Origin of the sequence: Brevibacillus sp. NL20B1, assembly GCF_018195675.1 — a bacterium.
Classification (GTDB): Bacteria; Bacillota; Bacilli; order Brevibacillales; family Brevibacillaceae; genus Brevibacillus; species Brevibacillus aydinogluensis.
On sequence record NZ_JAGTPT010000001.1, the window covers coordinates 217094 to 240561 of the forward strand.

26 protein-coding genes are annotated in these 23468 nt (G+C 57.6%); 21 read left to right on the top strand and 5 right to left on the bottom strand.

The features are described from left to right. The first annotated feature begins 15 nt into the window (after positions 1–15). The 8 genes from KDN35_RS01120 (at position 16) to KDN35_RS01155 (ending at position 4232) form a co-directional block, all read left to right on the top strand. The gene (locus KDN35_RS01120; protein ID WP_212131889.1) at positions 16–213 is read left to right on the top strand and encodes a hypothetical protein; all 198 of its coding nucleotides are present in this window, start codon (positions 16–18) and stop codon (positions 211–213) included. A 115-nt stretch (positions 214–328) separates the two neighbouring features. After that, positions 329–1564, top strand: a complete 1236-nt coding sequence (locus KDN35_RS01125) for a DNA polymerase IV (RefSeq protein ID WP_212131933.1) — start codon at positions 329–331, stop codon at positions 1562–1564. After that, positions 1564–2007, top strand: a complete 444-nt coding sequence (locus KDN35_RS01130) for a YhjD family protein (RefSeq protein ID WP_230077901.1) — start codon at positions 1564–1566, stop codon at positions 2005–2007. The genes KDN35_RS01125 and KDN35_RS01130 overlap by 1 nt, the downstream gene beginning before the upstream one ends. Further along, positions 2004–2354 (top strand): YolD-like family protein, encoded by a 351-nt coding sequence (locus tag KDN35_RS01135; protein ID WP_171564267.1) that lies wholly within the window; start codon positions 2004–2006, stop codon positions 2352–2354. Before KDN35_RS01130 ends, KDN35_RS01135 begins: the two co-directional genes overlap by 4 nt. 268 nt (positions 2355–2622) lie before the next feature. Further along, entirely contained in the window at positions 2623–2904 is a 282-nt protein-coding gene (locus tag KDN35_RS01140) for a hypothetical protein (protein WP_171564266.1), read from the top strand. A 222-nt stretch (positions 2905–3126) separates the two neighbouring features. Beyond that, positions 3127–3378: a spore coat protein CotJB gene (locus KDN35_RS01145; protein ID WP_171564265.1), complete on the top strand. Its 252-nt coding sequence runs from the start codon at positions 3127–3129 to the stop codon at positions 3376–3378. Positions 3379–3389: 11 nt separating this feature from the next. Further along, positions 3390–3962 carry a manganese catalase family protein gene (locus tag KDN35_RS01150; RefSeq protein WP_171564264.1) on the top strand — a complete coding sequence of 191 codons (573 nt, stop codon included), beginning with the start codon at positions 3390–3392 and terminating at the stop codon, positions 3960–3962. An 18-nt stretch (positions 3963–3980) separates the two neighbouring features. Further along, positions 3981–4232, top strand: a complete 252-nt coding sequence (locus KDN35_RS01155) for a hypothetical protein (protein ID WP_171564263.1) — start codon at positions 3981–3983, stop codon at positions 4230–4232. Between the two features lie 101 nt (positions 4233–4333). Here KDN35_RS01155 and KDN35_RS01160 read toward each other — a convergent pair whose 3' ends face one another. The 3 genes from KDN35_RS01160 to KDN35_RS01170 form a co-directional block, all read right to left on the bottom strand. Then, the gene (locus KDN35_RS01160; protein WP_212131890.1) at positions 4334–5029 is read right to left on the bottom strand and encodes a hypothetical protein; all 696 of its coding nucleotides are present in this window, start codon (positions 5027–5029) and stop codon (positions 4334–4336) included. 271 nt (positions 5030–5300) lie between these two features. Further along, the gene (locus tag KDN35_RS01165; RefSeq protein ID WP_212131891.1) at positions 5301–5768 is read right to left on the bottom strand and encodes an NUDIX hydrolase; all 468 of its coding nucleotides are present in this window, start codon (positions 5766–5768) and stop codon (positions 5301–5303) included. Positions 5769–5887: 119 nt separating this feature from the next. After that, positions 5888–6088, bottom strand: a complete 201-nt coding sequence (locus KDN35_RS01170; protein WP_212131892.1) for a hypothetical protein — start codon at positions 6086–6088, stop codon at positions 5888–5890. A gap of 402 nt (positions 6089–6490) precedes the next feature. On the opposite strand from KDN35_RS01170, the gene KDN35_RS01175 reads away from it, so the two are divergent. The 4 genes from KDN35_RS01175 (at position 6491) to KDN35_RS01190 (ending at position 11554) form a co-directional block, all read left to right on the top strand. Further along, positions 6491–7438: an NAD-dependent epimerase/dehydratase family protein gene (locus KDN35_RS01175; RefSeq protein WP_171564261.1), complete on the top strand. Its 948-nt coding sequence runs from the start codon at positions 6491–6493 to the stop codon at positions 7436–7438. Positions 7439–7625: 187 nt separating this feature from the next. Next, entirely contained in the window at positions 7626–8135 is a 510-nt protein-coding gene (locus tag KDN35_RS01180) for a hypothetical protein (RefSeq protein WP_212131893.1), read from the top strand. A 209-nt stretch (positions 8136–8344) separates the two neighbouring features. Further along, positions 8345–10279, top strand: coding sequence for a CotS family spore coat protein (locus KDN35_RS01185; RefSeq protein ID WP_212131894.1), 1935 nt, complete (start codon positions 8345–8347; stop codon positions 10277–10279). Between the two features lie 135 nt (positions 10280–10414). After that, positions 10415–11554 (top strand): glycosyltransferase family 4 protein, encoded by a 1140-nt coding sequence (locus KDN35_RS01190; protein ID WP_171564258.1) that lies wholly within the window; start codon positions 10415–10417, stop codon positions 11552–11554. A gap of 292 nt (positions 11555–11846) precedes the next feature. Here the strand turns inward: KDN35_RS01190 and KDN35_RS01195 are convergent, their stop codons facing one another. Next, positions 11847–12185, bottom strand: a complete 339-nt coding sequence (locus KDN35_RS01195; protein WP_212131895.1) for a hypothetical protein — start codon at positions 12183–12185, stop codon at positions 11847–11849. Between the two features lie 502 nt (positions 12186–12687). Here KDN35_RS01195 and KDN35_RS01200 point away from each other — a divergent pair. The 5 genes from KDN35_RS01200 to KDN35_RS01220 are packed head-to-tail and all read left to right on the top strand — an operon-like array spanning position 12688 to position 17533. Further along, positions 12688–13536 (top strand): DUF7847 domain-containing protein, encoded by an 849-nt coding sequence (locus KDN35_RS01200; protein WP_249178832.1) that lies wholly within the window; start codon positions 12688–12690, stop codon positions 13534–13536. Next, positions 13520–14164, top strand: coding sequence for a DUF4129 domain-containing protein (locus KDN35_RS01205; RefSeq protein ID WP_212131896.1), 645 nt, complete (start codon positions 13520–13522; stop codon positions 14162–14164). Before KDN35_RS01200 ends, KDN35_RS01205 begins: the two co-directional genes overlap by 17 nt. Beyond that, positions 14148–15284 carry a DUF4350 domain-containing protein gene (locus KDN35_RS01210; protein WP_171564254.1) on the top strand — a complete coding sequence of 379 codons (1137 nt, stop codon included), beginning with the start codon at positions 14148–14150 and terminating at the stop codon, positions 15282–15284. Before KDN35_RS01205 ends, KDN35_RS01210 begins: the two co-directional genes overlap by 17 nt. 7 nt (positions 15285–15291) lie before the next feature. Next, entirely contained in the window at positions 15292–16212 is a 921-nt protein-coding gene (locus tag KDN35_RS01215) for an AAA family ATPase (protein WP_171564253.1), read from the top strand. Continuing rightward, positions 16163–17533 carry a DUF58 domain-containing protein gene (locus KDN35_RS01220; protein WP_171564252.1) on the top strand — a complete coding sequence of 457 codons (1371 nt, stop codon included), beginning with the start codon at positions 16163–16165 and terminating at the stop codon, positions 17531–17533. Before KDN35_RS01215 ends, KDN35_RS01220 begins: the two co-directional genes overlap by 50 nt. Here KDN35_RS01220 and KDN35_RS01225 read toward each other — a convergent pair. Next, positions 17500–18480 (bottom strand): stage II sporulation protein M, encoded by a 981-nt coding sequence (locus KDN35_RS01225; protein WP_171564251.1) that lies wholly within the window; start codon positions 18478–18480, stop codon positions 17500–17502. The genes KDN35_RS01220 and KDN35_RS01225 overlap by 34 nt on opposite strands. A gap of 89 nt (positions 18481–18569) precedes the next feature. On the opposite strand from KDN35_RS01225, the gene KDN35_RS01230 reads away from it, so the two are divergent. The 4 genes from KDN35_RS01230 (at position 18570) to ggt (ending at position 23305) form a co-directional block, all read left to right on the top strand. Continuing rightward, the gene (locus KDN35_RS01230) at positions 18570–19391 is read left to right on the top strand and encodes an RDD family protein (protein WP_171564250.1); all 822 of its coding nucleotides are present in this window, start codon (positions 18570–18572) and stop codon (positions 19389–19391) included. A 106-nt stretch (positions 19392–19497) separates the two neighbouring features. Continuing rightward, entirely contained in the window at positions 19498–20013 is a 516-nt protein-coding gene (locus KDN35_RS01235; RefSeq protein WP_171564249.1) for a coiled-coil domain-containing protein, read from the top strand. Further along, the gene (locus KDN35_RS01240; RefSeq protein ID WP_171564248.1) at positions 19994–21073 is read left to right on the top strand and encodes a phosphodiester glycosidase family protein; all 1080 of its coding nucleotides are present in this window, start codon (positions 19994–19996) and stop codon (positions 21071–21073) included. Before KDN35_RS01235 ends, KDN35_RS01240 begins: the two co-directional genes overlap by 20 nt. A 201-nt stretch (positions 21074–21274) precedes the next feature. Then, positions 21275–23305 carry a gamma-glutamyltransferase gene (gene ggt, locus KDN35_RS01245; protein WP_171564247.1) on the top strand — a complete coding sequence of 677 codons (2031 nt, stop codon included), beginning with the start codon at positions 21275–21277 and terminating at the stop codon, positions 23303–23305. The last annotated feature ends 163 nt before the right edge of the window (positions 23306–23468 follow it).

Consider the following 23468-nt stretch of genomic DNA (forward strand, 5'->3'; position numbering starts at 1 on the left):
AGCGAAGGACGCGGCTTGCTGCAGCGTGGGGGCATTCGAGATCGGACCCGCATGCCGGATCGTGTCGCCTGGGGCGAAGGGTTCCGTCCCGCGCCGCCCGCCGCCTGCTCCTGGCGCCCCTTTTACAGCCGAGTGGACCGAAGCTGTCCTCTTGGCTTCCTGCTTATCGGGATTCTCTGCCCGTCGCCGTCCTCCCTGCCGTTCGGCAGTTAGTGGGGGAAAAATTACCAGCGCCTTTTTTGCATGCAGGGAGTATAAAAGCGAACGTGTGTTTGCTATACTAAGAACAGAAGATAGGAACAAATGTTCTTGTTGGGGGATGAACATCATGACCAAGGACCGGATCATCTTCCTGGCTGACATGCAGAGCTTTTACGCCAGTATTGAAAAGGCGGCCCAGCCACAGCTGCGGGACAAACCGATCGTCGTGGCCGGCGATCCCGAACGGCGCAGCGGTGTGGTTTTGGCCGCCTGTCCCATTGCCAAGTCATACGGCGTCACCACGGCAGAGGCGCTGTGGCAGGCACAGCAAAAGTGCCGGCATCTGGTGGTCGTTCGTCCGCGGATGGAGACGTACCTGCGCGTCTCCGTGCAGATTACCCGCATCTTTGAGTCGTTTACCGATCTGGTGGAGCCGTATTCCATCGACGAGCAGTTTCTGGACGTGACAGGAAGCGTCCGGCTGTTCGGTGACCCCTGGCGGATCGCCGAGGAAATCCGCCGCCGCGTCCGGCTGGAGACCGGGATTAACGCCCGGATCGGCATCGGGGAGAACAAGGTGCTGGCCAAGATGGCCTGTGACAACTTCGCCAAAAAACGGGAAGAGGGGATCTTTTGGCTGAAGCGGGAAGAGCTGGCCGACACGCTTTGGAAGCTGCCGATCGAAAAGCTGTTCGGGGTGGGCTCGCGGATGAAGCGTCACTTTCACCGCATGGGAATCTACCAGATCGGGCAGCTCGCCCGCATGTCTCCGGCAGTGCTCGCCCGCCGCTGGGGCGTAAACGGCGAGGTGCTCTGGCGCACGGCTCACGGTCTGGACAATTCGCCGGTGTCGCCTCAGACCCACGAGACGCAAAAGGGCATCGGCCATCACATGACGCTGCCGCGCGACTATCACACCGCAGCCGAGATCAAGGTGGTGCTTCTGGAGTTGTGCGAGGAGGTATGCCGCCGGGCGCGGAGCAAGCGGCTGATGGGATCGGTCGTCTCGGTCGGATGCCGCGGGGCCGATTTTGATGCTCCTGCCGGCTTTGGGCGGCAGTTGAAGCTGCCGGAGCCGACCCATGACGCGATGACGCTGTACGAAGCGGCCTGCCGCCTGTTCGACCGGCACTGGACGCAGACGCCGGTGCGCAGCGTCGGTGTCAGCCTGGATCAATTGGTGCCTGACAATGTAGTGCAGCTCAACCTGTTTACCGACACACACAGGCAGCGTTCGCTCGCCCGGGCCATGGACGACATCCGCGCCCGCTACGGACAGGATGCCATTTTGCGGGCGGTTTCCCTGCTGGGAGCGGGGCAGGCGCGGGAGCGTGCCCGCAAGATCGGGGGACACTACAAGTGATGGAGCGGGACGGGCAGGCGGCAAAGGGAGAGCAGGAGCTGTTGCGCCTGTACATCCTGTTCGGGCTGCTGTTTCGCGCGGTCATGGCGGATTGGGAGCGGATGCGGCAGGTTCCCTTGAAGCTGTCGTACCACTGGCTTTTCGAGGAACTGTCCCGCTGGGCGGAGCGGCAGCATCACAGACTGCGCCGCCATTTGCGGCAGCGGGGATGCGTCCTGCTGAGCGCCCGCCGGGAGCAAGGCGTCTACGTGGTGCAGTACCGGCTGCGCGGGTACGTGCGGGAAGCGGTCTACTTCATTGAGGTGCTGCGCGCCGAATGCCAGGAATTGGTCCGGCTGTGGATCATGCAGCAGCACGTCCTCCGCCAGGACCCGGGCGCGATGGGGCCGGAGCGTCATGCGCGGCAGATCGGCCGCGAAGAAGAAGGAGAGAAGGCAACATGAAGGAAAAACGCGTGTCGAAGAAGGACAATTTGTTTGCGGCCAGCCGCTTTGTGCTGCCCGAGCATCGGGAGATGTACCTGCGGATCAAGGCCGAAGAGCGGCGCTACATCCCCCCGGAATTGGACGAAGAACAGCTGGCGGCCGTCAGCGAGCAGATCTGGAAAGCGTTCCAGACGGGGGACGTCGTGAGCCTGAGCTACTACGACGGCGAAGCGGCCCGCCGCCTGAGCGGCCGGGTGGTTCACATCGATCCGGCCAGCCGGCAGTTGAAGCTGAAGAGCGGGGAGAAGACGCTGCGGATTCCGTTTGCCCGCCTGCTGGACGCCGAACTGACAGCAATCTCCTGAGCAGAAGGGACAGGGTCGGCAAGCAGACGGGCCGTTTTGGCGCGAGTTGGCACGGACATCCAGAAAAAGGCAAGCGGCAAAAAACAGCGTGGCACGGTGAAATGCCGTGCGCGGTGGTGACGTGCTGTTCCTGCGACAGCAGGCGGGGAAAATCAGCATTTTTTCGCTGTTTTTTGCGCGAAATGCTTTTTGCCAGAACGGGATGTTTCAGAGTATCGTAAGGATATCTTTCCGATCAAGACCTGAGGTACGTTAAAGGAGATTGTACATGTTGGCAAAAGAAATGGGTGTCATTTTTACCAGGCACGCGGAGCAGATGACCGCCAAACGCTGGACGGAGTTCATTCAGCAGCTGGAAAACAAGGGACTGTACGTGGTCATCGAAACGGACACGAACGGGCGGGTCATGAGCCCGTTTGGCGGATTGATGCCGATGCCGTGCAAGGACGAGACGCTCCATATCCTGACGGAAGAAGAACTGCAGCAGCGGGGCCTGCCGCGCGGCCATCACATTATCACCAAACCCAAGGCCAAGCACGTCACCACCTAGCGGACAGATCGCACGCCGCTGCACAGAGACGAATACGCACACGCAAACCTTTCTCATCCCGGGAGCGGGACGACGAAAGGTTTTTTGTTTGCGCCGCGGTGGGAGGGACCGACAAACGCCCAGATGCATACGGTGGTAAGAGAAAAAAAGCGCCCGCCGGGCACGTGCGGAGCAAACAAGCTCGCCCTGGCAGAGGCAGCGGGAAGCAAAAGGAGGAGTCTCATGGAGCCCAGCAATGCGCTTCGCAAAATGCAGGAAGTGCAGTTTGCGCTCGTCGAGCTGCAATTGTATCTGGACGTGAACCCCGGAGACCAGCGCGCCGTTCATCAATACAACTGCTTGTCCAAAGAGCTGATCGCCTTGAAAGCGGAGTATGAAACGAAGTGCGGCCCGCTGATGCAGTACGGTTTTTCGTCTTCCCCCAGCCGCTGGGTGTGGAACGCCACGCCGTGGCCGTGGGAAATCGAGTATTGAGGTGAACAGCGATGTGGATTTATGAAAAGAAGCTGGAAATCCCAGTCCGCGTCAGCAGGCCGGACCTGCAAATGGCCAAATTTCTGATCACCCAGTACGGCGGACCGGACGGAGAACTGTCTGCGGCGCTCCGCTACCTGAACCAGCGCTACACGATGCCGAACGAGCGGGCCAAGGCGCTGCTGACGGACATCGGCACGGAAGAACTGGGGCACATGGAAGTGATCGCCACGCTGATCCACAAGCTGGTCAAAGATGCCACGCCGGAGCAGATGAGGGCAGCCGGGTTGGGATCGATGTACGCCGAACACGAAAAGGCGCTGTTCTATACGGATGCCAACGGTAATCCCTGGACGGCGGCGTACATCCAGGCCAAGGGCGACCCGATCGCCGATCTGGCGGAGGACATCGCCGCCGAGGAAAAGGCCCGCGCTACCTACCAGTGGCTGATTAACTTAACGGACGACCCGGATGTGATCCAGGTCTTAAAATACCTGCGCGAGCGGGAAGTGGTCCACTCCCAACGCTTTCGCGAAGTGCTGTGCATCGTGGAAGAAGAGTACAAGACGAAAAAGTATTTTTGACGAAGGAGGGATGCGCGCATGAAGAAGGAACAAGTCCGCCAAGCCGCCGCCAAAGGCAGGCCGCATCCGCTCACCCGGGCAGGCCACTTTCCTCCGCGGGTCGGCTTTTTCCCGCAGGTGACGGGCAGCTATCCGCCCGTAAATTTGCCTCCGGTCAAACCGTATCCGCCCGATCCGTACATGGACCAGTTTTCGCTGCCGGAAGCGCTGGCAGCGGGCACGCTGTTTCGGTGGCTGTATGATTCGTATGAGAATCCGTACCGGAAGTAGGATAGCGTTTGGGCATAATGAAGAGCCATCCACGTTTAGGAAGCGGATGGCTTTTTGCATTTGCGGGGACGATTGAAGGACTGTGATACGCGCGTAAGCGGCTACTTGACCAAGAGATGTGAATTGTTTTTCAGGTTCTCGATCAAGCGCTGCAGCTCTTCAATCATTCTGTTGTGATAATCATTGTCGGATTCGTTGTTCCATTTCTTGTGTTCGGCTTTCAGCTTGTTGATGATGTTCAGTCTCACGAGTTCTTCCTCATACCCATCGCGTAAAAAATCAAAGAAAAATTCATCAACGGATAATCCCAGTTCGTCCATCATTCCTTCGATCAGCGGCGATCGGTCTTGCAGGTAGCTGTTTTTGATGTCCTCAATGTGCTGTATGATCTCTTTTTCAGAAGGATACAAGTGGTGTTCCAGCGCATATTTCCTGAGCAAATGTTTCTCGATTACCTTATCCATCGCCTGCTCAGGTGTTAGGGTAACGCCAAAAGCCTGGGAATAGGCGGTATATCTGGCGATTTTATCGTTTAATTCCTCCTGGGTGATGGTCATGTCCGCATTCTTCTGAAGAAAAGCATTAAAGGGGAGGGAGGCTCTGTCCATCTTTACTGTTTCGGTGTATATCTGCGCATATTTTTGCCCTCTCTCAAATTCATCGGGATCCTTTTTTGCCCATGTATGAGAAAGGGTGCCTGCACTTAGGACAAGAACCGTTATCGATGCGGCTGCGATTCGTGTGTTCTTCATCGTATACACCTCATGATATTCACGGTATCGCTCTTGGTCCGTCACTCGTGCTGCTCGAGAATGGTTTTGTGTGTTTTTCTCCGTATATGCCATTCAGGTTCATTGACGGTCTCCATTCTTCCATCATTGTCCCGATATTCACCTGAACGCTGTAAGAAGGTTACCCCACCCATCATCAGGATGAACCCAATGTGTTCCACAAACGACTTATGTATGTTCCCCATAGAAAAATCCCCGCCGCGTTACCAGGAAGGGAGGCTTTTTTTACGGTCTGCTTGGAAGGGATACGAGCATGAAGAGGGGATACATGGCTCCCTTACAAAGAAGGTCGTCTCCCCAATCTTGCGAGAAGTTCTCTCACGATCGGTTTGACTGGCGGGCTGATGCTGCTCGGAAGCTGATCGATCGGGAAGAACTGATAAGCCTTGCTCTCGTTGTTGATGGCTACGGTACCCTCAAAACGGGAGGACGTGTAGACAACGTCCACCCCATAGATTTCATCGCCATTCGGGTAGACATAATGCAATTCCTCGCCGGAAAAGACACCGAACAGCTCCAGGTCATGCAGCCGCAAGTTGGTTTCTTCCAACGCCTCCCTTCGTGCCGTTTCCTCCAGCCGCTCTCCCAGGTCAATGGTTCCACCGGGAAAGCACCAGCAATCGTTATCGCTTCGCTGCAGCATCAGCACGTTTCCGTCTGGATCAAAGATGATCACGCTGGCGCCGCAAATCATCAGCGGTTTGGTTCCGATGATCTTTCTCATTTCTTTCACGTATTCAATCATCCATTTCCCACCCAACGAAAGAATATTTCCAATGATACCACAATTTGGGGTGGACGGGAACACAAAGAGCCCCGCGTAACGCGGCGGGGCCATACGGGAAACACTGCCGAGCGGATGAGTCAACTGCTGAAAAAGCCGCTGCTGAAATGCTTTTTCTTGTAATGGGCGCTTCCGTAGTACGCGTGTCCGTGTCCATGACCGCGGCCATCATGCTGCTTGTGATAGCCGCCGTGCTTGTAATCGCTCCTGCTGTACCGCCGGTATGTACGGGAAGCGGGACGGCTGCCGAGCAGGCTGTTTATCAGTTTTTTGAACAACATGACATGACCTTCAGACTGAGTTATATACTTTTACGAATGAAGAGGTCCATAGTTTCGGGATAAGGATGACATCATTTGAGTACAGGCAAGCTGACCAATCGACTTGCCGAAGCAGTAGCGAGCGAGCCGACGGAAAAACCGCCGGCTCTTTTTTGCGTGTGGGCGGACCCCAGGCGTTTGCCCGCGTCTCGACATTGACCGTGTCATGCCTGTTCTGACAGTCCGGGGCCGGGTAGACAAGAGCCAAATTTGCGCGGCAAGCGGTATGCGTCCAAGTGTCCGTCTGCCGTCAGCATACTATTTAGCAAGCGTTTTGCAGCAGCATGCTGTTTGTCAGCCATGACGGGCAGAGGCTTCAGCCATGAAGTGATTGTGCATGTATAGAAAGGGGGTACCGCGACCATGAACATACTGGTGACAGGCGCCGCCGGCTTCGTCGGTTCCCATCTGTGCGAACGGCTGCTGCAGATGGAGGGAACGGAAGTGGTGGGCCTCGATGTGTTTGTCAATCCGTCGCTCGCTCCTGTCAAACAGAGAAATATCGCCGCGCTCGTCAAAAATCCGCGCTTTCGGTTTATCCAGGAAGACCTGCTCCAGGCTGATCTCCCCGCTCTGCTGCAAGGAGTAGACGTGGTGTATCATCTGGCTGGCATGCCTGGTGTTCGCTCCAGTTGGGGCAGCGATTTTCAGTTGTATGTTACGCACAATATTCTGGCTACCCAGCGGCTGTTGGAGGCGGCCCGCGTCAGTAAGCTGGATCGGTTCATCTATGTTTCCACCTCGTCCGTCTACGGTGAAAAGACCGGACGGGTCCCGGAAGACGCTCCGCCTGTACCGCTTTCCCCATACGGTGTCAGCAAGCTGGCCGGCGAGCATTTATGCCATGTCTATCGGCTCTGCTACGGGGTGCCGATTGTGATATTGCGGTATTTTACCGTGTATGGCCCGCGCCAGCGTTCTGACATGGCGTTCCATTTGTTTATCCACAGCCTGATGAAACACGAGCCGATTACGGTGTTTGGAGACGGTCGGCAGACCCGCGATTTTACGTACGTTGCCGACTGTGTGGAGGCCACGGCTGCAGCGCTGACGGCAAACGGAGTGATCGGCGAGACGATCAACATCGGCGGTTTGGAACGTGCCTCCGTGCTGGACGTCATCGCCATGCTGGAGCGGTTGACAGGAGAGAAAGCGATACTCCGTTTCACGGGAAATCTCCACGGGGAGCCGAGACACACGTGGGCAGACATCTCGAAAGCGGAGCGACTGCTGGGGTACCGGCCTGTTGTTCCCTTGGAAGAGGGACTGGCCCGGCAAATCGCCGCCATCCGTTCCACGCTCTCTGATTGATTGCAGCAATCAGCCCTGGCCGAATCAGTGGATTGTCCCCCCATCGGACAGGAAGAAAAATTCCGCTTTGCAAAGTGGATATCTGCTCAAACCGACCAGCAGACAGGTTCATATAGTGATACAAGTCAAAGGGGAATCCGATGACTATACGCAAAAATGACACTTGATGGTGGGAGGTCAAAGGCAGATGTCACAAGAAACCTGGTTGGAGCATCTGAGCGAAACGCTGCGGGACGAAAACGGGATCGAGGAATTGGAGGTTGAAATCGAATACGCGGACGGCAACAAAAAGAAACTGATCTACTCGTCCGGCCAAGACCCGATCCTGGAAGAAGAACTGAACGAGGAAGACGACGAAGAAACGGATAGCGTCGTCGCGCAAGCAGATGCAGATGAAGAGGACGACGAAGACGAGGCAGAATCCGAAAAAGGCGATGACGACGAGGAAGAAGACGAAGAAGAAGACGAAGAAGAAGACGCGGAAGTAGACGCAGACGAGTCCGATGAAGACGAAGATGAAGATGAAGACGAAGACGAGACAGAAGAAGACGACGAGACGGAAGAAGAAGACGAAACAGAAGACGAAGAAGACGAGGAAGAAGACGCGGAAGTAGACGCAGATGAGTCCGATGAAGACGAGGAAGAAGACGAGGAAGAAGACGAAGAAGAAGACGAGGAAGAAGACGAGGACGACTAAAAACAGCATCAACATGCAACGCGTCGAGACGATGCGCCGGGCAGGCGCATCGATTTTTCTTGTTCCGGTGCGGATGAGGGGGCCGTTGGCACGATTTCTCAAGTGCGGATAGATATTTGTCCGTTACGTGATCCTTTCGCTGCGAATACCTTATAAAAGGTTTACGAAAGATTTACACCGATTTACAAAACGTACATCGGAGGGAGACAATGGACCAATACGTTATCAAGCCGTGGGATAACCCAGAGGCAACAGGAAACAAACCTGTTAATTGGGATTTGCAAGTGCCACCGGAGATCGACGCGCTGGCGGAACAAGTGATGACTCACTACGACATGTCTGTCAGCGAGCGCACGTTGATCACATCGAAACCTGACAAGGGTGGTGCGATTTGGCGAATCCAGACCAACAAGGGACCGCGCAGCCTGAAGCTGCTGCACCGTGCTCCGGCGAGGAGCTTGTTTAGTGTCGGGGCGCAAGCGTACATTCGCCAACAGGGGGGCAGAGTTCCCGAGCTCATCCCGGCAAAGGACGGCAAACTGTTTGTTGAAAGTGGCGGAAAACTCTGGATCGTCACCGAATGGGTGGAACCCCTCACGCCGGCGACCAAAATTGACCTCGCTGGAGCCCAGCAATTGTGCTACGGATTGGGTGAGTTTCATCGCTACTCCAAGGGGTACGTCCCTCCGCAAGGGGCGAAGAACGCGTCGCGGCTGCACAAATGGCCCAACTACTACAGGAAGGTGGCCAAAAAGATCGGGTGGCTGCGCGAAGTTGCCAAAGTGTACAACGACATTCCTGCCAGCCAAGCGATACTCTCCGTAGTCGACGAGTTTGAGCGGCAGGCCTGGGATGCGCTGCAAAAGCTGAACGAGTCTCCCTACCGACACATGGTGGCGATGGGCGAACCGTATTGGGGACTGGTTCACCAGGATTACGGATGGTCAAACGGACAGATGGGGCCAGGCGGTCTGTGGGTGATCGACCTGGATGGGGTCGCGTACGATCTCCCTTTTCGCGACCTGCGCAAGTTGATTACGAGCACGATGGATGACATGGGCGTCTGGGATATTACCTGGATGCGCGGAATGATCGAGGCGTACCACGAGGCAAATCCGCTCAGTGCGGAAAGTTTCGACGTCCTGCTGATTGACATGGCCCTCCCCAACGAGTTTTACAAGCATCTCAAAGAAATATTTTACGATCCGGTGACGTTTTTGAGCACGGGAGGAGTGGAAGCTATCCAGCAGCGGATTGTCGCCGCGGACCAGTCCAAGTGGCAGGCGCTGGCGGAACTGGCCAAGGACAGAGCCAAATACAAGGCAGAGAATTACGAACAGTTGGCGGCGCTGCGCCAACCGAGCCGGCCGGCCAGGGAAAGTGTTCCGGATGCAGACAAATGGGTTCTGCAGCAGCCGGCACAAGCAGAGATGCAGCCAGAATCGGCTATGGAAGGCAAACGGGATATGGCTGCTGTGCCTGAACCGCTCGCACAAGGAAAACAGCGTGCGGCAGAAGAGCCTGCAGTTGCTACGAAGCAAGGAAAACAACGTGCGGCAGAAGAGCCTGCAGTTGCTACGAAGCAAGGAAAACAACGTGCGGCAGAAGAGCCTGCAGTTGCTATGAAGCAAGGAAAACGGCGTGCGGCAGAAGAGCCTGCAGTCGCGACAAAGGTAAAGGAACCAGTCGGTGCTGCGCCATCCGAAGCGGAAGCGAAGGAGCCCGCCGTCTCATTGGTGCCTGTCGTGCGGGATAAAGTGCGGATAAAACTCAAAGCCGCAGACGCCAAACGCGTCTACCGCAAGCGTGTTCGCGTTGTGAAACGAGATGAGAGCCGCCCGCAGAAAAAACGTAAGCCTGTGAAAGCGGTGAGGAGCGTGAGCCGGCGCAAACCGGAGAAGGCTCGGACGACGAAGCGCAAATCGGTCCAGACGCCTCGGACGACGATCACGCGCAAACTGACACAGTCTGCTTCGCAGGCAGCGAAGCGCAGAGCGAAGCAAAAAAGCAAAACCGGCGTCGTCAAGCTGAAAAAGTTGGCGCGCCGAGCGGCTTCCACGGTGAAGGTCAAACGAAAACAGCAGAAGTCATCCGCATCGGCAAAAAGAACGGTCAAAGTCAAAAAGAAAGCGGTCAAAAACTGAAAACGCCTCTTCGGCCAAACATCGACCACTTGAATTAAGGCGGCCGCAGCTGCCGTCCAAAAGCCGTACGGCTGCAGGCAAGACAGACGGGCCGCCAGCTTGAACCAAGCGGCGAGATGGGAAAGGAGAATTCGGATGAAGGGGTTACTGATCTGTACGGAAAAATTGCCCGTACCGCCAATCCGGGGCGGTGCCATTCAAACCTATATTGCCGGTATCGTCAATATACTTGGCAAGCACCACAACGTAACGGTATTGGGGACGTCCGATCCCTCGCTTCCGCAAGAAGAAACAAGGGAGAATGTTCGGTACGTGCGTGTCAACGGACAGGGCGTCTTTGAGCTGTACGCGAAAGAAGTGGTCCAGTATCTGCGCAACAATTCGTACGACATCATTCACGTATTCAACCGACCGCGCCTGGTTCCGCTGATTCGGGAAGTGTGTCCCCGCGCGCGGATCATTTTAAGCATGCATAACGATATGTTTGATCCAGCCAAAATTGAACCTGACGTCGCTATCAAGGCGATCGAAGAAACGGAGCGGATCATCACCATCAGCAATTACGTCGGCAAGGTGATCTGCGAGTTGTATCCGCAGGCGGCGTCCAAGGTGCGCACCATCTATTCGGGTGTAAATCTGGACGTGTTCGTGCCGTGGGAACGGTCGCAGACGGCCAAGCAAATTCGCAACCAGCTCCGCTCGGAGTACAAACTGAACGGAAAGCAGGTCATCTTGTTCGTCGGACGGCTCACTCCGAAGAAAGGGGCCGACGTCCTGGTCAGGGCGATGAACGAACTGTCGCGCCGCCATTCCGACATTGCGCTCGTCCTGGTCGGGGGTTCCTGGTACAGCGTGGACAAAGTGAGCGATTACGTGGCTTACGTCCGTGCTCTGGCTGCGCGTTCTCCCGTTCCGGTCATCACGACGGGATACGTGCCGGCCGAACAGATTCACCACTGGTTTTGGGCCGGCGATATTTTCGTCTGTCCCTCGCAGTGGGAGGAGCCGCTCGCCCGCGTCCACTATGAAGCGATGGCCGCTGGACTGCCGTTTGTCACGACGCAGCGAGGCGGTAATCCAGAGGTGATCATCAACGGCAACGGCCTGTTGGTCGAACAGCCGGAAAATCCGCAGGCATTTGCCGAAAAGCTGCACACGCTGCTCTCCAACCGCGATTTGCAGCGGAGAATGGGCAACGCCGGCCGGCGTTTGGCCGAGGAACGATTCACGTGGAGCCGGGTGGCAAAGGAAGTGCTGCAGGTCTGGAACGGATAGCACCCGTTCATTCGTTCGCCTTGTAAGATGACAGGCCAAAAAGCGCGTCCGTTTGGGAAGCAGACAGGGAGGATATGACCGGTACGTGCCGGAATACGCCTCCCTGTTTCTTTTTTCAGCGGAGCGTGATCCGTTGCGAAACAGGCTTGTCCACCTGTGGAAAGCAGACACGCCATGGGAGACGATCGGGAAAAACGAAGACCGGCCCAGGCGCGGAACGTGCACGCGACGGCGAAACGATCCAGGGATTTGCCCGAGCCGGCAGGCAGACTCGTCTGCTCCCCACAGACGTTCAGGAGGTCGGGATGACGGCCACGATCCGATTCATGGGAATAATCACACTGCCAGGGACAGCTTCTTCGCTGGGCGCAGGCTTCAATTCGATGATGCCGTCTTCCACGCGAACCAGGTTCCCGAACCGGTAACGGCGACTTTGCGCTCCCCAATCGACGGACAGGATGACTTCAACGGCTTTTTGGTTTTTCATGCAGCGTTCCAGTTCCTTTCGCAGGCTGTTCATGCTGATCGCATCCGCCGTCTCCGGAGAGTCGACATCTACTTTGACGACAGGAGCCGGGATGATGGCAGGCGGGGGTGCGTCCACACGAACCTCGGGTGCCGTGACGTTCACCTGTGGGGTCGGAGTGGTGACATTCACCCGCGGCGGTCGGACATATACGCGCAGCGTCTTGTCATTTTTCTTTATGCGCCGCGTTGTTCTAACAGTGAGAGAACGGGAGCGGGATGCGGAACGGGCTATCCTCTTTTTTGCTGCTTTGGCCGCTTTCATTACTGACACCTCCATCTGTGCATGGTGTAGTATATGCACGGCGGGAATGCAGGAATTGGACAAATATCCAGCAGGTGAAAAAATGAGCCAGTCCTGGAGGAACTCGACACATTTTTCCAAACATAGAGGAATTTTTTAAAAACGTAGGAAATTCGTGTATAATGGTCGGGGAATCGCTAATACATAGGTGGAGGTCTCGTGCATGAATTACTCGCAGTTTAAACCGATGGGAGTGGGAAGCCTGCTGGATCGGAGCTTTTCTCTCTATCGGCATCACTTTGTTCAATTTTTTCTATTGACGTTGCTGCTACTTGGACCATGTCTCCTGATGCAGGAGGTATTAATGACAGATTTTGACAGCGTGCCTCTGGTGAAGAGCGATGAAGAATCGTCGACTTTTTGGGAAATCTGGCAAAACCGCCTGGTTGAGCCCGACCCCGCCCTGAACGACAACGTGGGGGATAACGTGGGGCTCCTGCTGTTGAACCTGCTTGTCATTGTGCCGCTGACGTTGCTGTTTGCCTATCCGCTGACTCTCTCGGCGACACTGCTGATGACCAGAGCGGGGGTGACAGGGGAGACGATCAGCATGAAAGCGGCGCTGAAGCAGGCGCTGAGCCGGGTGTGGCCGCTCGCCGGCAGCACGTTTGTATTTGGACTGTTCATTTCAGGCATCCTGGTTATTTTGACTGTGCTTTTTATGGTGGTCGGCATCAGCATCGTAGGCATGGCGACCGTGGATGACAGCGATCTTTCACCGCTCGCCCTCATCGGTTGGCTAATCGGCGGGTACATCGCACTGATTATCACAGTCGTGCTTGTATCGAGCTTTTTTGTGATTCGTTGGGGGTTTTACCTGCCGGTAGTGTTGCTGGATCATGAAGGGCTTGGTATTGGAAGGAGCTGGAAGATAACAAAGGGCAACTTCTGGCGCCTGGCAGCGCTGTACCTGGTGATGACGGTGATCTACACCATCTTCTCTGGCGGCATTTCCGCCTTGTCGCTCGTCGTTTTTGGCACGTCCATCCTGAGCAAGCTGATCCAGGTGCTGGTCTCGTGCCTGCTGATGCCGTGGATGATGATTGTCTACGCTCTTTCCTATCTGGATCTGAAGCTGCGTTATGAAGGAACAGACGTGGAGGCGCTGCTGAAGCGGCAGGCTGCGGCGGAGTTGAATGGCAGCCATGATTGATGCGGATCAACTCTCCCGCGACAAGGAGCGGCTGGCGCAGATATTGTCTGCCGATGAGTATGCCGTTCGGGCAGAGGAGGGAAAAAGCTGGCTGGATGTGCTGATGGAGCCCATCGTGGAGATGATCAGCCGCCTGCTGAAGCACGCTGACGTGTCGCCGGGAGCAGTCAGCACACTGTCGGGTGTGATCATCATCGCCGCTCTGATCGGCCTGTTCGTGCTGATCATCTGGCTTATCAGCCGGATGGTGCGGACGGTACAGCGAAAAGCAGCGCCGCTTTCGAGAGGGGAACACATCCGCACGCACGCCGATTGCCTGCGGGAAGCCAAGGAAATGGGACAGCGGGGCGAGTGGCGGGAAGGCATGCGCCTCATGTTCCTGTCCCTGCTCTTGTATCTGCAGGAGCAGTCGTGGATCCGGGTGGAAAAGTGGAAGACCAACTGGGAGTATATGGATGAGCTGCGCGAACGCCAGCCGGCTTTGGAACCGCTGTTTCGCCGCCATGCACACGCCTTTGAACAGGTGTGGTACGGCAGGAAGCGCGTGGAGGAGTCGGTCTTTTGGCAGCATGTGAGCGAGCTGGAACAGCAGTGGAGCGGGGAGGGACAGCATGGGGACCGTCGCTAAATACCGTCTGGCTCTCGCCGCCGCCGTACTGCTGCTAAGCGTGCTGGGCTGGCTGTTCATCAATCCGGCAGCTCCGTCGTATCCGCCGTACGTCTCGTTTTCGCCCCAGCCAACCGGTCTCAAGGCAGTCGCGACGCTGCTGGGGGAAAAGCGAAGCGGCGTCAAAGAGTGGCGCCAAGCGTGGCGCTTTTTGCCGTCGGGCGGCGGTCAGGCGCTGATCGTGGTCGAACCGCTCCAGGTGACGGACATCGAACGGGAGGATATCCTCCGCTGGGTGGAGAGCGGCAACGACCTGATCGTGTTTGAAAAAAATCCGACCGGATGGGAGGAGGCTGACCTGTCGGCCGTTTCCGCGGGGGAGGCAGGAGATGAGGCAAAAAAAGAGAGGCCCATCTACACCTCTATCCCCGGTCAGAGCGGGACCGGGCTGGTGCATGCGCACAAGCGGCTGGACGACACGCCGGGCATGGAGAAGCTTCTCTCCGACGATCTGGGCATCATCGCCGGACGGACGCAGGTGGGGGCTGGCACAGTCACGCTGTTTCTCGTGCCCGAGTGGCTGACGAACGAGCAGGTGATGAACCACTCCCACTTCGAACTGATCTGGCCGTACCTGCAGGGGGACTGGAGCGTCGTCTGGCTGGATGAGTACCATCACGGCTATCGGCAGCAGCCGGGCATGCTCGCCGTCTACCCGGGTTGGTTGGTGGCGGCTCTGGCCCAACTGGGGCTAGTGCTCCTGTTTTGGCTGTGGCGGAAGGGCAAACGATTTGGCCCTGTCTACACCCTGCGGGAATGGACGGTTCGCCGTGGGGATGAAACGCTGCTGGCCGTGGCGAGCTGGTACGAACGGCGCCGCCTGACCCTGGATGCCTTGAAGATCCGGGAGGCGTACCTGCGGCAGGTCATGCAGGAGCGCTGGGGGCTTCACACCCGGGCTTCGTTCAGTGAAATCGCGGCGGCAGCCAGGGCGAGGTGGAGCGAAGCGGAGGCGGCCTCGCTCATCAGTCTGCTCGATCGGATCGAGAGGGCAAAGGCGGAGGGGCGCTGCTCGCTCAAGCAGTTGGTGGCCGAAAGCCGCATGCTGGATGACATGACAGAGCGCGTGGAAAAGGAGTGAATGAGACGTGGAACAATTGCTGCAAGAAATGGAGAAACGCGTGTTGGGACAGCGGCACAACATTCGGTTGCTGCTCGCGGCACTGCTTGCCGGCGGTCACGTGTTGCTGGAAGGGGTGCCCGGGATCGGCAAGACGAAGATGGTCCGCACCCTGGCCGGCTTGATCGGCGGCGAATACAGACGGATTCAGTTTACCCCCGACATGATGCCGAGCGACATCATCGGCAACGTCGTGTTCAACATGCAGCAAAACCGGTTTGAAACGGTGAAGGGACCGGTCTTTGCCAACCTGCTTCTGGCTGACGAGATCAACCGCACGCCCCCCAAGACGCAGGCGGCGCTGCTGGAAGCAATGGAAGAGCGGCAGGTGACGATTCACGGCGTCACCTATCCGCTGCCTGATCCGTTTTTTGTCATCGCGACGCAAAACCCGGTGGAGTACGAAGGCACGTACGCCCTGCCGGAAGCGCAGTTGGACCGGTTTCTGTTCAAACTGCAGGTCACCTATCCGTCGCATGAGCAGGAAACGCAGATTCTCAGGCAGCACGTGCCATTCTTTGCCGAGCCGGCGGAAGGGAGCGAGCCGGTCATCAGCATGGAGGAGATCGTCCGCGAGCGGCGGAAGCTGGCCGACGTGGTGGTGGAAGATTCGATCATCGAGTACATCGCCACACTGATTCGCAAGACGCGGGAGACCAATCGGCTGCTGCTGGGGGCCAGTTCGCGAGCAGGCATTGCCGTCCTGATGGCGAGCAAGGCCTGGGCTGTTTTGGATCAGCGGACGTACGTCACGCCGGATGACGTCAAGACAGTCGCACGGCCGGCTCTGCGCCACCGGCTGATTCTTGCGCCGCAAGTGGAATTGGAGGGGGGAACCAGTGACCACATCATTGATGAGACGCTGGCCGCGATTCCGGTTCCTCGCTAGGTTTTTCTTCGACGACTTCATCTTGCCGACCAGGCGGCTGATTCTCCTGGCGCTGTCCGGCTGCCCGCTGGCGGCGCTGGGATACCTGCTCGGCTGGGGGTATGCCGTGTTCTGGATGGTGAACGGGTTGCTCGTCATCGCGAGCGTAATCGACCTGGCATCGCTTCCCAGGCGCAGGGAGCTGATCGCGGTGCGTGAACTGCCGGAGCAGATTGATCTTGGCCGGGCGCTGCCCGTCTGCATCCGCCTGGAAAACAGGAGCGGCCAACTCGTCTGGTACGAACTGCTCGACGATTTGCCGCTCTCATTTGATCGGCTGGAGCTGCTCGCGGGAGAACTGCCGCCGGGCTCCGTCACGGTCCGCTACGAAACCCGCGCCAGGGAGCGGGGAACGTACACGTTGTCTCATCTGTATCTGCGCTACAGGGGGAGCATCGGATTGTGGCAAAAGCAGGCAAAGCTGTCCTGCAAGCAGTCGGTCAAGGTGTATCCCGATTTGTCCGCCGTGCGCGGGTACCTCAACTCGCTCCAGGAAAGCCTGATCGTCGATGGCAGGAAAGTGATGCGTCGGGCCACGTCGGGTTCAGAGTTTCACGCGATCCGCGACTACGTACCGGATGACGATCCCCGCCACATCAACTGGTCGGCCTCTGCGCGGACGCGCCGCCTGATGACCAACCAGTACCGCCCTGAGCAGGGAAAAGTTGTGACAATTCTCCTGGACTGCGGCCGGATGATGGGCGTGGAGCTGAACGGCCGGACAAAGCTGGACTTGTCGTTGGAAGCGGCGCTGACGCTGGCCGCCGTCGCCCTGCGGCAGGGGGATCAGGTGGCGCTGCTCGCCTTTTCCCATGAAACCAAGGTGTACGTGCCGCCGGGCAGAGGGCTTGCCCACCTGCACACCTTGCTGGACGCGGTCTTTGACCTGCAGAGCGACTTCGTCGAATCCAATCCGCTGCAGGCGCTGGAGTACCTGTTTCGGCAGCAGAAGCGGCGCAGCCTGACGGTGCTGTTTTCCGACATGGAAAACTACCTGCTTGAAGATCAGATGGCTGCGTACCTCAGGCGGTTTCGGCGCAGTCACCTGTTGTTATTGCTCTCCCTGGCCGACCCGCTGCTGCACGCCTGGAACAAGGCGGAGACTGTCAGCAGCCGCCTGGCGTATATCAAGGCCTTGGCCCAGCGCTTCCAGCTTGATCGGAAAGCGTTTCAGCAAAACATGATCGGCGCGGGCATCCAGGTGCTGGACGTCCCGGCCGATCAGCTCACGCTGGCGGTAGTGAACCGCTACTTGGAGATCAAGGCGAGAGAAGCGCTGTGACGCTGCCGCTTCAGCCCGTATATGTACCAGCCGACAATGACGATGAGGGTGAGAATCGCCACCGCGTATTTCGCCTCGAGGGAGAGTGCGGAGGGCGTGATGTACCCTTCGATGATACCGGCGACGACAAACAGCGGCAGCGTTCCGAGCAGCAGTTGGGCCGATTCCTTGGCCGCCTGCAGGAACTGGTATTTGCGGTGGTATGGTCCAGGTACGAGCATGCGGTAGCCCATGTGCAGACCGGCCCCGCCGGCGATGAAAATGGCCGTCAGCTCGATCACGCCGTGCGGCAGGATGTAGGCCCAGAACGCGTAGCTGGCGTTCGCCTGCCAGTAGACCGCGGCCAGCGCTCCGACCAGCAGGCCGTTGAACAGCAGCAGATAGAGCGGCACCAGGCCAAGCGTCACACCGCTGATGAAGGCGAGAATCGCTACCTTGATGTTGTTGAGCATGATCTCCGTGGAGATCAACGGACTGTCAATCGCTGCGTGTCCCTGGCCGAGCTGGCTGGGATCGATCCGTTCGGCCATCCCTTCCGGCAGGACGTAGTAGAGATTCAGCGGATCGGCCATGACGGCGGCAAATCCGGAAACGCCGCCGATCAGAAACAGGACGGCCGCCCAGCCGATAAACGGCAGGCGTTTGCGGATCAACTCCAGCAGGTTGACCCAGAAAAAACGGGAGAGCTGTCCGCCGCTGGTCGACTGCTGCTTGTACGCGATGTTGTGGGCACGGGCCACCAGTCGGTTCAAGTAGCGGGTCACCTCATCGTGCGGGTGATAGGTGCGGATGTAGGCCAAATGGGCAGAGGTCTTTTTGTACAGCAGCGTCAGCCGGTCAATGTCAGCCGCGCCAATCTCCCGCGGCCGCTTGTGAAAACGATCCAGCAGCCGCTCCAGTTCGGCCCAGGTGGATTTGTGGGTGTGCCAAAACGACGTCACATTCACGATGAACCCTCCGTTTGCGTGGTCTATTTACAAATAATAGGAATATGAATGGTACTTACTCGTTTCGGAGAAGGGAGAACGTTTTACCCATGAGTGATCAGAAAAGCATCGACCGCCCATACAGAGAAACGGCCATCGTCACTCCCGAGCACGTACAGCTCCGGTTTCAAACGGCCGGGTTGGGCAGCAGGGCGGCGGCCCAGCTGATTGACACGCTGCTCCTTCTCTTGGTTAATCTTACTGTATTTGTGTTGATTGTCATAGTCGTATTTGGCAGTGAAGAGGAATTTTTCCAGGATGAAAATAGCTACGCCTTGGCTATCCTGCTGATCGTCCTGACTGTGTTGAATTTCGCCTATTTTTTGCTGATGGAGTACTTCCGCGGCGGACAGACGCTGGGAAAGAAGTGGATGGGCCTTCGCGTCATCCAGGAAAACGGCCAGTCGCTGACGTTTTTGTCCGCCGTGATTCGCAACTTGTTCCGCATTATTGACAATCTCCCGGCCGGCTACTTTCTCGGCGGATTGGTCGTGTTTTTTCATCCCCGGGACAAACGGATCGGCGACATGGTGGCCGGAACGATTGTCGTGTTGGAAGACGAGGGGATGCGTCTATCCCGAAGACACAAGAAGCGGAAACTTGCCCGCTGGATGGCGGATGCACCGCCCTTTGTGTTGACCGAACAGCAGAAACAGGCAATCACCCGGGAAGACTGGCAGCTTCTCTCCGCCTATGTTGATCGCCTGATGACCATGGCGGAGGACAGGCGAATGATACTGGCCCTGGAAATCACACGACGGCTGTGCGACAGGTTGGATTGGCCTGACCGGAAGACGGCGATGGCTTTTCCGATCGGATTTTTGCTGCAACTGCACGAGCAGCTTCAACATGAGTGGAAGATTGGGCCGTAATCAGAAAGATCGGAGCGTTCCGATCTTTTTTGCAATGCGGTGTCGCCTGCCGTGATTGTGTTATAATAAAATGTCAACTCATGTCGCACAAGAGGAGGGAGAGCAGATGAGCGACAAGTACGTTACCGCTTCATCGACTTCATCGACCACACTGCGCCTCCCGGAACAGGGGAAGCAGGGAGGAAAGCGCAGGAGAAACGGCCTGTTCACCAGTTTGGTGCGGGCGGTCGCTCCCGGGACGGACGATAAGCGCTCGCTTGTGCCCACAGTCATCGCTGTGCTGTTGTGGCTGGGACTGGCCGGCGTCGGATACGCGTTTGCCGTTCACACGCTGGACAAGCAGCAGCAGTTCGTGACCCAGCGCCTTCAAGAGGTGCAGGCTCAGAACGAGCAGCAGATGAAGCAGGTAGAAGAACAACTGGCGCTCGTCCAAAACGAAATGAAACAGGTGCAGAGCGGATTGGCGACGCTCCAGGAAGATCTGCAGCTGACAGGCGAAACCATCGGCGGCACCAACAAGACCAAACAAGCCCTGCAGGATCGGATCGATCAGCTCAACAAGCAGTTGGGTGAGCTGAAGGCGTCGCTGAAAAAACTGGAGGATGCGGCCCGTGCCTGGTAAGATTCACCGCTTCTTCGCGTTTCTTTTGGCACCGGCGGTGGGGTTCCTGCTGGCGTTTTCCCAGGCCAACCCGGTGGACAAGCTGCCGGTGGAGCAGTTGACGCCGCCGGTGGAGGCGACCGGCAATCAGGTGGCGGCGCTGATGAAGCAGCTCGATGACACAAATGACCAACTGCGCGAGGCGTCATCCATCATGGAAGAGCTTCGCAGCCGGGCGGACAAGGAGAAACGGGAGTACGAGGAACAGCACAAATCAATCAACAACCTGTTGGAGACGAGCAAAACGCAGACGCAAAAGTCAGCCGACGTGCTGGACACGATCTTGTCCAGCATGCTGGGCAATCCGGTCGGGCAGAGCTTTGGCCCCAACTCCATCGTCAAAGTGTATTCCTTGGAAGAAGCCGGATACCGCGGTTACATGGCCAAAGTACGGCTGAAAAACCCCAACGCGCTGCGGATGGTGCTGGCGCATGACGCGGTCAAAAGCAAGGGAGAGACGACCAGCAGCGCCGGCAAACGCACGGGAGCGGTGCTGGCGATCAACGCCGGCGGCTTCATGAAGGATAAAAACGGCTATCTGACCCCGCTTGGGATTACTGTCGTTGACGGCAAGATTCGCACCTTTTCGACGAACACCAATCTGAGCTTCGTCGGATTCAACAAGCAAGGGCGGCTGGTCGGCGGCAAAATCACCTCGCAGCAGCAAATCACCCAGCAGGGGATTTTGCAGGGGGCCAGCTTCCTGCCGACGCTCCTCAAGGACGGCAAGCGCATGCCGATTCCGCGCGAATGGGCCAATGCCCGGCAGCCGCGTACGCTGATCGGCCACTTTGACAACGGCGACCTCTTGCTGATCGTCATCGACGGGCGGCGCAAGGGGTGGAGCAACGGCGTCACGCTGGAAGAAGCGCAGCGCAAACTGCAGGAATTCCACGTGGTGGACGCCTACAATCTGGACGGCGGCGGTTCCAGCGCCTTCTACTACAATGGCAAGATTCTGAACAAGCCTTCCGACGGCAGGGAGCGTCCGGTGGTCAGCAATCTGGTGATCATGCCGTAGCTGGACAGCTCGGCAGCGGATGCCGAAAACAGCCTGATTGAACATCGCTTCGAAGAACAGTCACTCGTCATGCGGGTGGCTTTTTTCGTTGGGTTCAGTCCTTTTGTCCCAGATGCACTCGCGCCTTTCTCACGTTGACCGGGCCTAATATTCAGAAATATAATAATTTTCATAGATCACCGGAGGGTGAGGAGGGATTTAATGAAAAAGGCAAAAGTGCTTCTTGCGTCCTTGGCGGCGCTGGTGTCGCTGGCAGCGCCGGTGCAGGCGGCCGTGCCGGGAATTCCTGCAGGTGCGGACGGAGCGACACAGGGCATTGTGGCGGTTTCCCACCCGGCGGCGGCACAGGTGGGCCGGGACATTCTGCAAAAAGGCGGCAATGCAGTGGACGCCGCAGCGGCGATCCAATTTGCCCTCAACGTGGTGGAGCCGCACATGTCGGGGATTGGCGGCGGCGGTTTCATGATGATTTACCTCAAGGATCAGGACAAAATCACGGTCATTGACAGCCGGGAAATGGCTCCTCAGGGAGCAGACGCCCGGATGTTTCTGGATGAAAAGGGTGAGCCAATCCCGTTTGCCGAACGGCACACCAACGGCAAGGCGGTCGGGGTGCCCGGCACGCTGCTCGGTGTGGATAAGGCGCTGACATCATACGGCACGATGTCGCTCGCCGAGGTAATCGAGCCGGCGATCGAGCTGGCAGAGAAGGGCGTTGAGGTAAACGGGGTGACCGCCCGATATATCGCCGCCACGAAGGACAAACTGCTGAAGCACAAGACGGCCGGAGAAGTGTTTGTGCCAGGCGGTACGCCCTTGAAAAAAGGCGATCTGCTGATCCAGCCCGATTTGGCGAAGACCTTCCGACTCATCAAGGAAAAGGGGACGGACGCCTTTTACAAGGGAGAAATCGGTGAGGCACTCGTGCGCGAAGTACAGCGGACCGGCGGTTCCATGACCATGGACGATTTGCAGCGGTACGAGGTCAAGGAACGCGAGCCGGTGCGCGCCAAGTTCCGCGGCTACGAAGTGGTCTCCATGTCTCCCCCCAGCTCCGGCGGATTGACGGTGATCCAGATTCTCAAGCTGATGGAGGGCTTTGACAACAAAAAGGCCGGGTTTGGCTCGGTGGAATACCTGCACAATCTGATCGAGGCCAACCGTCTGGCTTACGCGGACCGGGCCGCGTACATGGCGGACGAAGACTATTACCCCGTGCCCAAACAGGGCCTGATCCACGACGACTACATAAAGGAGCGGCGCTCATTGATCCGGCCGGATGCGGCCAACCCTGAGATTACTGCCGGCGATCCCTGGAAGTACGAAACAGACAAGAAGCCGGTGCCGGCCCTGAATCTGACCGACCCCCAACCCGTCAAGCAGACGACCCACTTTGCCGTGATGGACAAATGGGGCAACCTCGTCTCCTACACGACGACGATCGAAGACGTCTTCGGCAGCGGCATCATGGTCCCCGGATACGGATTTATGCTGAACAACGAGCTGACCGACTTTGACGCCGTGCCGGGCGGAGCCAACCAGGTGGAACCGGGTAAGCGTCCGCGCTCCAGCATGAGCCCGACCATCGTGCTGAAGGACGGCAAGCCGTTCATGGCAGTGGGATCGCCCGGAGGCTCCACGATTATCGCCTCCGTGTCGCAGACCATTTTGAACGTGATCGAGCACGGCATGGAGATCCAGGACGCCATCCTCGCACCGCGCATCTTTACCAGCAGCTATCCCAACGTCACCTGGGAGGCGGGCATCGACCAGGACGTCATCCTCCAACTGATGGCCAAGGGGCACGTGTTCAACGAGCATCCGGAAGACATCGGAAACGTGCAGGCAATCATATACGACTTTGAGACCGGCAAAATGTACGGAGGAGCCGACAACACGCGGGAAGGAACCGTGCTTGGGGTGGACGCGGTGGCGTATACGTCGGCGGAGCCGGAGCCGCTTCCCCCGGTGGAAAAAGGACCGTTCGTGCTGAAAGTGAACGGCCACGTCTACCCGTACACGGCTGACCAGAAGGCGTTGATCAACGGTACCGCGTACGTCGAGGCGAAAAAACTCCTGCTCGGACTGGGCGGCGACCCCTCCCGCTTCCAACAGGACGTCGTCACAGTGGGCGGCAAAGCGTTTCTGCCGGTGAAAAAAGTGGCCGAAGCGCTCGGTTACACGATTAGCTGGGACGCGAAAGAAGCAGCCGTCCTCCTCAAAAAACCGTAAACAGATTATTCCCTTCGAGGCCCTGCCGAACATGGCAGGGTCTTTTGGTTGTTTGCACATGTGGGAAGAAACGGTATGACGTATTGGTCAGGCAGGGGTGTATAATAGGGGAGATTATGCGCGCATCGTCGGCAGGCTGTTTCCCGTTTTGTACGGTTGAGGG